This is a genomic window from Psychrobacillus sp. (assembly GCF_056205495.1).
In genome coordinates this window covers 1-7,276 of sequence record NZ_JBAEAP010000171.1, presented here as the reverse complement: position 1 = coordinate 7,276, position 7,276 = coordinate 1, and the positions used below count along the sequence as shown (strand labels likewise).

The window sequence follows — 7,276 nt, the reverse complement described above, 5'->3', positions numbered from 1 at the left end:
GTCTATCTAATGTAACAGTTTTAACAAATGCCTTAACACAAGAAATTACAGGTACAGATAAAGTGAACGGGTTAACTTATTTGGATGTTGTGTCTGGTAAAGAAGAGCATATTGAGCTACAAGGGGTTTTCGTACAAATTGGTCTTCTACCGAACACAGAATTTTTAAAGGGTATAATTGATTTAAATCAAAATAACGAAATCATTATTAATAAGCATGGCGCAACAAGCATGCCTGGCGTTTTTGCAGCAGGTGACTGTACGGACACGGTATACAAGCAAATCATCATTTCAATGGGTTCAGGGGCAACCGCTGCACTTGGATCATTTGATTATTTGATACGTAACACGACGCCACAATTAGTTAGTCGCTAATGTTTCATTAATTTCCGTCCTATCTAATAACGAGCCCAAAAAGTGTTATTTTTCAATTTGACATTTATCGCCACGTATTATATTATTTTTTTAGATAAATACCTGAAATTTTTCAGGAGAGGTTCATAGCAGATACCCTCTATAAAAAACTATGGATACATGACGAACACGCCATGTCCATAACTGGACATGGCTTTTTTGTTTTAATCCTGTAAAGTTTTATAGAAAATGTCTCAGCCTCTCCTTGAAAAGATTTGGTATTACTTTTCAAGGGGGTTTTTTTATGTCTGGCCGTAAGTCAGCTGAAGGATTAGAAGATTTGACCTTATTAGGAAATCAGAAAGTACAATATGCATTTAACTATGCGCCTGAAGTATTAGAATCAGTGGACAATCTCCATTCTGATCGAGATTATTTTGTGAAGTTTAATTGTCCAGAATTTACGAGTCTATGTCCAATAACGCAACAACCTGATTTTGCCACTATGTATATTTCATACATCCCGGATAAAAAAATAGTGGAAAGTAAATCGCTGAAGCTATATTTATTTAGCTTTAGAAACCATGGTGATTTCCACGAGGATTGTGTGAATATTATTATGAATGATTTAATCAAACTGCTAGACCCTAGATATATTGAGGTTTGGGGGAAATTTACACCACGTGGTGGCATCTCTATTGATCCATGGTGCAACTATGGACGACCAGGAACAAAATATGAGGAGATTGCGAGCTACCGTTTAATGAACCATGATCTTAATCCTGAAAATATTGATAATCGATAAATGGAATGGAATTGGAACTTCTTACTCCAAGAAGTTTATTTATAAATGAAAATTAATTAAATAAATCCTTGTTAGCAAGGAAGAGGTTATTAGCGACCCTCTTAAAAAAACTAAGATGAAAACAGCACTTCTCTTAGCGTGCTGTTTTTTCATCGTGAAGGAGATTTATACATGAAACAGAGTAAAGCACTTATTGTATTTAGTGGAGGACAAGATAGTACGACTTGTTTGTTCTGGGCGATTGAAAATTTTGCAGAAGTGGTGGCGGTGACCTTTGATTATGGTCAAAGACATCGCCTAGAGATTGACTGTGCAAAAGAAATAGCAAAAGAGCTTGGCATCGAACATCATGTGCTAGATATGTCATTACTAAATCAGCTTGCATCTAATGCATTGACACGTGAAGAAATAAAAATTGAAGAAAGTGATAATGGTGAGCTACCTTCAACATTTGTTCCCGGAAGAAATCTGCTTTTTCTTTCATTTGCTGGTGTCTTAGCTAGTCAGGTAGGAGCAAAGCATATCGTGACAGGGGTTTGTGAAACAGACTTTAGTGGGTATCCCGATTGTCGCGACGTTTTTATTAAATCGATGAATGTGACCTTAAATTTATCAATGGATAGTTCCTTTGTCATTCATACACCATTAATGTGGATCAACAAGGCACAAACATGGGAGCTAGCAGATTCACTTGGTGTATTTGAGTATGTGAGAGAAAGAACTTTAACCTGTTATAACGGGATTATTGCAGATGGTTGTGGAGAGTGCCCAGCATGTAAATTACGTGAAAATGGGCTTGAGGAGTATTTAAATACGAAGCGAGAACTTGCTAAAAAAGAATATATAAATGTTACTAACCTTTACTGAGTTAGTGATTTAAAGGAGAAGCATAATGAGAATATTATTTTATTTATTATCTATTGTTATTGCAAATGTGGTGACGGCTAGATTTGCACCGTTAGAGTTTGGCATGTTTATCGTTCCTATGGGGACGCTTTTTGTTGGAGCAACCTTTATATTCCGAGATCTTGTGCAAAATAAATATGGTAGAGCTAAAACATATTTATTTATCTTCTTAGCGTTACTCTTATCAGGGACTGCATCATTTGCACTTGGAGATACTTTAATGATTGTGGCAGCATCTGCTTTATCTTTTGTAATCGCCGAGACAGCAGATACAGAAATCTATACACGCTTAAAGTTACCAATGGCGTGGAGAGTTTTTTACAGTGGGATTGTGGGAGGCCTTCTTGATTCTGTTGTTTTTGTAATCGTTGGATTGAGTCCACTTGGAGCAGGATTTATACCGTGGGAAGCTGTGCCAGCAGCTATTATTGGCCAAGTAATTGTTAAAACAGTCATTCAAATGATAGGTGCCTTGATACTGAACCAAGGGCTTGCTCTTAAAGCAAGGCGTCTAAGGGAGGTATAAAGAAAATAGGCTTAGCTACTAGGCTAGGCTGTATTTACGATAAAGAATGCATAAACACGATTTTATATAAAAAAGAGCCGATTTAAGAGATTATCTTAAATCGGTTCTTTTGAGAGAGAAGAAAAGTGAATAGTTTAGTGTTTATGTTTTTCCTCTTCTCTCTCTTTTTTTATTTCTTCTATTTGTTTCATCTGTTCATGATACTCGTTCTCCACATCTGAGGTAGCTGGGAGGAAGGATTCTGCGTTGAAGTCGATTCTCTTTCCGTATCGAATCATTTCATAAATAATCATGCCGTTGTTCGGTTTACCATTAATCGTAATCATGGGTACTATATCAAATAACAAATAATAGAAGGCATAGAAAACAAAGCGATCCCAAAATGTTTTATATTCTGCAGCCCATCCGTTGGCAATTAAGAAGTTAATGAGGAGGGCAATAATCAGGTTAACCAATATTGGTCCAGAATAAATGCTAACATAAGCAAACTTACTTTTACGCTTTAAGTCATCGTAGGAAAACCAGCTATACAAATGATAATACTTACGTATATCAATCATTCCAATTTTAAAGAGCCTGGGTCCAGAACCTATTGTGAGCCGTGGTTTTACTACTCCGAATAACCAGCTAACGATTAAATAACCGGATTCTCGCAGAAATACGACCACAGGCAAGATGATAAATGCAGAAATAATCAGTGACAAGAGGTCAGATAGTCCAAACATAAAAACATCACATCCTAAACTCAACTCGTAAGTATATTAGATACCCAGAATAAAATATTTAAATCCTCCAAACATTAATTGGAAAATATTACGTGATGGTTTTTGACTTGGAAGTCTAGGAGTTTCTTCGAGATACCTATTTTGAATAACCTATTCCAATAAGAAAACGCAAACCTTTGATATTTAAAGGCTTGCGCTTTTATTTTGTCTATTTAAACAAATTAATTGTAGTAATAATAATTGGCATACCGAAAACATCGATCAAAAAAGCACCAACGATTGGTACTACTAAGAACGCCTTACGGGATGGCCCAAATTTTGAAACTACTGCTGACATATTGGCCATGGCGTTAGGTGTTGCTCCAAGTCCATGACCAAGGAAACCTGATACCATAATGGCTGCATCATAATTTTTTCCTAGCAAACGGAAAAGGACGATTACTGCAAATAATACGATGAAGATCACTTGGGCTAATATGATGACAAACAATGGAAGGGCTAAGTCTGCTACTTCCCAGAGCTTGATGCTCATCAGTGCCATAGATAGGAAAATACCAAGAGAGATATCTCCTATTAGGTTAATCTCTTTCATATTGATTAGATTAGGATTAAAGCGATCTAAAATGTTACGAACAATTACAGCTACAAACATCGCCCCTACGTAGCCCGGTAACACAAAACCAGTCATAGTAGAGAACCATTCACCGACATATGTACCAACAGCCATACAGAAGGTAATTAAGAAGACCTGTACCATAAATGATTTCTCGGTAATTTCATGCTGTGCTTTTTCTACATATTCTTCTGTTTCTTCAGAAGATGGCTTTAAGTTGAACTTGCGTATTAAATATTGAACGACTGGACCACCGACAAGGGCACCAGCGATTAGACCACAAGTAGCGGCAGCCATACCAATGGAGATAGCAGATGGAATTCCAAGACCTTCAATGGTTTCCCCATAGGCAGCTGCAGCCCCATGTCCACCCTCCATGGAAACAGCTCCAGCCATTACACCGATCAGCGGATGAATATCCATTACCTTTGCCAACGAAACGCCAATTACGTTTTGCATGAAAGCTAGAAATCCACAAGCTAACCAATATATAACGAGTAGTTTTCCTCCTAATTTTACAAGCTTGAAGCTTGCCCCAAGTCCGATGGTTGTAAAAAAGGTAATCATGAAAATGGATTGAAGTGATGTGTCTAACGTTATGTCAAGAATATCAAAACTTTTTAATACGGTTGCTAAAATGGCGAAAATTAAGCCACCAACTACTGGTGCCGGGATGCAAAAGCGGTTCAACCATCCAATTCTTTTAACTAAAAATGTACCGATTAAAAATAATGCCACTGCTAGACTGAGCGTTGTAATTTGATTTAATACCATACGTATCCCCCCTGTTTATTCGAAACTATTCATAATTACTTCATTGATATAGTAAGCTCCCAATTTTGCCGTCCGGTTATCTACATCAAGTAAAGGGTTGACCTCACAAATACTAAAGCTGACTGTTTTTTTATGAGAAGCCATTTGGCGTAGAATGTCTCGGACCTTTACAGCTGATAAGCCAAATGGTGACGGTGCACTGACTCCAGGCGCCTCCGCAGCATTTAAAACATCCATACAAAGTGTAACGAGCAACACATCATGTGTATCCATAAAATTATGTAAGTCTATAGTAAACGAAGGGAAGTCCAACTGTTCATCTGTAAAATAACTCACATTATACTGATCTGCTATATCAAATAAGGCAGTGGTATTGCCATATGGTTGAATACCGCAAACGAAATAATCTGCATTTGGATCCTCATCTAAAATTTGCTTAAACATAGTGCCTGAGGAAGGCTGTTTATCGTATGAGCGCATGTCAAAGTGTGCATCTATATTAATTAATCCAATGGAAGCATCTGGACCAAATGCTTTTCGCACACCTAAATACTGTCCGTACAATGTTTCATGCCCACCGCCTAGTACGATCGCCTTTCCATTTGATAAGATGTTGGAAACCTTATCTCCTAGTTCAATTTGAGCTTGCTCTAATTCATTGCCTTCGCAAATGACATCCCCATAATCTATTAAAGCGTTTTCATAATTTGGATGACGCCAAGGTAATGTTGCTAACTGTTTACGTAAAGCGAGAGGTGCATTTTTTGCTCCAATGCGTCCGTTGTTACGTTGTACTCCTTCATCACATGCAAAGCCAATTATTCCAATGTTCCCTTGAGTCTCTGTAGTTGCCAACTGAACTACTTGATGATAACGGTAGTAAGTGTGGTCTGACTCATGATCCACGCGACCTTGCCATATTTTTAACTCTGTAGGTTTATGCATATTTCCACCCTCATTTATCTAAAAAATCATATTGTTAGTATAATTTTAAACATTTATAATAACCAATATTAATTTTTTATATTATAATAGTTTAAAACTATAAATGGGGGCGAAGAATTGGATTTACGAAAGATGTATTACTTCAATGCCACTGTGAAATATCGCAGCTTTTCCAGGGCAGCTAAAGCCTTGCATATTTCTCAGCCTTCATTAAGTAATGCCATTAAGGCACTTGAGCAAGAAATGGATACTCCGTTAATAGAAAGAACAACAAAGCAGTTTCAATTAACAGAAATGGGACAGCAGTTTTGGGAACGGTCGAAAGGCTTAGTTGCTCAGTTCGAGGTCATGCAAACAGAGTTAAAGGAGCTGGCAAAAGGAGAACAATTAGAAATAAGATTAGGAGTAATTGAATCGGCAAATTATTGGTTGTCACAAGTCATTATAGATTATCAGAAGCTATACCCATCCAATCAACTTACTCTAATTGACACGCTTTACAATCAAACAGTAAGACAAGCATTGCTCGGCTTACACGTGCATGGAGTAATTACAAACCAGCACATTGTGGATGAAGAAATACAAAGTGAATTATTGTATAACGAACCCTATGTTGTACTTATAAAAAAAGATCATCCTTTTTCCCAAAAAGAACAACTTACACTGAAGGATTTTACTCAGGAACCACTTATAATAGGGATGCCTGAGTTCCAAACAAGTGCACAAATATTAAAAGCATTTGAACAGGAAAATGTGACACCACATATATCATATAAAATAGAGAGATTTGAAATGATAAAAGTATTAGTAGAGGAAGGTTTAGGAATTGCGATTTTACCCCAAAATTATGTTACGCAGCATCTATCTGACTCGCTACTAACACGCCCTGTTCATAGTGCATATTTAAATCGGAACGTGTATTTAAGCACCATGAAGGGACGTACATTTTCCAGGAGTATTTTAGTGCTCTTTGAACTCATAAAGAAGATGCACTGATTATTTGCAAGCATTATATTTGTTTCCGTTAGACAGGTTCGTATTTAAAGTATTTTGGTGGATTTTTTAGCTCCATTATCAAAATTAATTCACAATTTCTACACACTTTAAAAAAATCGTTAATTATATTATAATAGAATAGATATTCTGAACTTATAAACAAATTTAAAGCAATAGTCACGGTTATATAGAGTCAGAAGCAGGTTAACTAACTCTTTGTTTTGGTAGCGTTAACAAGGCTTCTGCAAATATAAAGTATAGGGATGGTAAAAGTGAGCAACACAGAAACTAAAACAGATGTTATCTTAATTGGTGCCGGTATTATGAGCGCGACTTTAGGAACGCTCTTAAAAGAATTAGTACCGGAGTGGGATATAAAAGTATTTGAGAAGCTTGAAAGTGCAGGCGAGGAAAGCTCAAATGAATGGAATAATGCGGGAACAGGACATGCAGCTCTTTGTGAGCTCAACTACACTTCTGTAAGACCAGATGGTTCTATTGATATCACAAAAGCAATCAATGTAAACGAACAGTTTCAGGTTTCTATGCAATTTTGGTCTCATCTCGTAAAAAGTAATTTAATCGAGAATCCTCAGGACTTTATTATGCCTTTACCTCATATGAGTATGGTTC

Annotated in this window: 9 protein-coding genes and 1 riboswitch; of the genes, 6 read left to right on the top strand and 3 right to left on the bottom strand. The window is 36.8% G+C overall.

The genetic code is table 11. The features are described from left to right. From AC06OU_RS05135 to AC06OU_RS05120, 4 genes are all read left to right on the top strand, one after another. Positions 1–374: FAD-dependent oxidoreductase (locus tag AC06OU_RS05135; RefSeq protein ID WP_475854410.1), on the top strand; the 374-nt coding region annotated here is incomplete at its 5' end. A 112-nt stretch (positions 375–486) separates the two neighbouring features. Then, a riboswitch (PreQ1 riboswitch) is annotated at positions 487–533 on the top strand. 124 nt (positions 534–657) lie between these two features. Then, positions 658–1,158, top strand: coding sequence for a preQ(1) synthase (gene queF / locus AC06OU_RS05130; RefSeq protein WP_475854409.1), 501 nt, complete (start codon positions 658–660; stop codon positions 1,156–1,158). A gap of 171 nt (positions 1,159–1,329) precedes the next feature. After that, entirely contained in the window at positions 1,330–2,025 is a 696-nt protein-coding gene (queC, locus tag AC06OU_RS05125) for a 7-cyano-7-deazaguanine synthase QueC (protein ID WP_475854407.1), read from the top strand. 25 nt (positions 2,026–2,050) lie between these two features. After that, positions 2,051–2,590 (top strand): VUT family protein, encoded by a 540-nt coding sequence (locus AC06OU_RS05120; protein WP_475854406.1) that lies wholly within the window; start codon positions 2,051–2,053, stop codon positions 2,588–2,590. A 134-nt stretch (positions 2,591–2,724) separates the two neighbouring features. Here AC06OU_RS05120 and AC06OU_RS05115 read toward each other — a convergent pair whose 3' ends face one another. From AC06OU_RS05115 to hutG, 3 genes are all read right to left on the bottom strand, one after another. Next, the gene (locus AC06OU_RS05115) at positions 2,725–3,315 is read right to left on the bottom strand and encodes a hypothetical protein (protein WP_475854404.1); all 591 of its coding nucleotides are present in this window, start codon (positions 3,313–3,315) and stop codon (positions 2,725–2,727) included. Between the two features lie 208 nt (positions 3,316–3,523). Further along, the gene (gene gltS / locus AC06OU_RS05110) at positions 3,524–4,708 is read right to left on the bottom strand and encodes a sodium/glutamate symporter (RefSeq protein ID WP_298468765.1); all 1,185 of its coding nucleotides are present in this window, start codon (positions 4,706–4,708) and stop codon (positions 3,524–3,526) included. Positions 4,709–4,717: 9 nt separating this feature from the next. Next, positions 4,718–5,647 (bottom strand): formimidoylglutamase, encoded by a 930-nt coding sequence (gene hutG, locus AC06OU_RS05105; RefSeq protein WP_475854402.1) that lies wholly within the window; start codon positions 5,645–5,647, stop codon positions 4,718–4,720. Between the two features lie 117 nt (positions 5,648–5,764). Here hutG and AC06OU_RS05100 point away from each other — a divergent pair, with 117 nt between their 5' ends. Then, positions 5,765–6,643, top strand: a complete 879-nt coding sequence (locus tag AC06OU_RS05100) for a LysR family transcriptional regulator (protein ID WP_475854401.1) — start codon at positions 5,765–5,767, stop codon at positions 6,641–6,643. 263 nt (positions 6,644–6,906) lie between these two features. Beyond that, a partial coding sequence (locus tag AC06OU_RS05095) for a malate:quinone oxidoreductase (protein ID WP_475854399.1) occupies positions 6,907–7,276 on the top strand: 370 nt, incomplete at its 3' end.

Coding starts and splice junctions, on each gene's coding strand:
- AC06OU_RS05120 (WP_475854406.1), top strand. CDS start 2,051: ATGAGAATATTATTTTATTTATTATCTATTGTTATTGCAAATGTGGTG.
- queF (WP_475854409.1), top strand. CDS start 658: ATGTCTGGCCGTAAGTCAGCTGAAGGATTAGAAGATTTGACCTTATTA.
- hutG (WP_475854402.1), bottom strand. CDS start 5,647: ATGCATAAACCTACAGAGTTAAAAATATGGCAAGGTCGCGTGGATCAT.
- queC (WP_475854407.1), top strand. CDS start 1,330: ATGAAACAGAGTAAAGCACTTATTGTATTTAGTGGAGGACAAGATAGT.
- AC06OU_RS05115 (WP_475854404.1), bottom strand. CDS start 3,315: ATGTTTGGACTATCTGACCTCTTGTCACTGATTATTTCTGCATTTATC.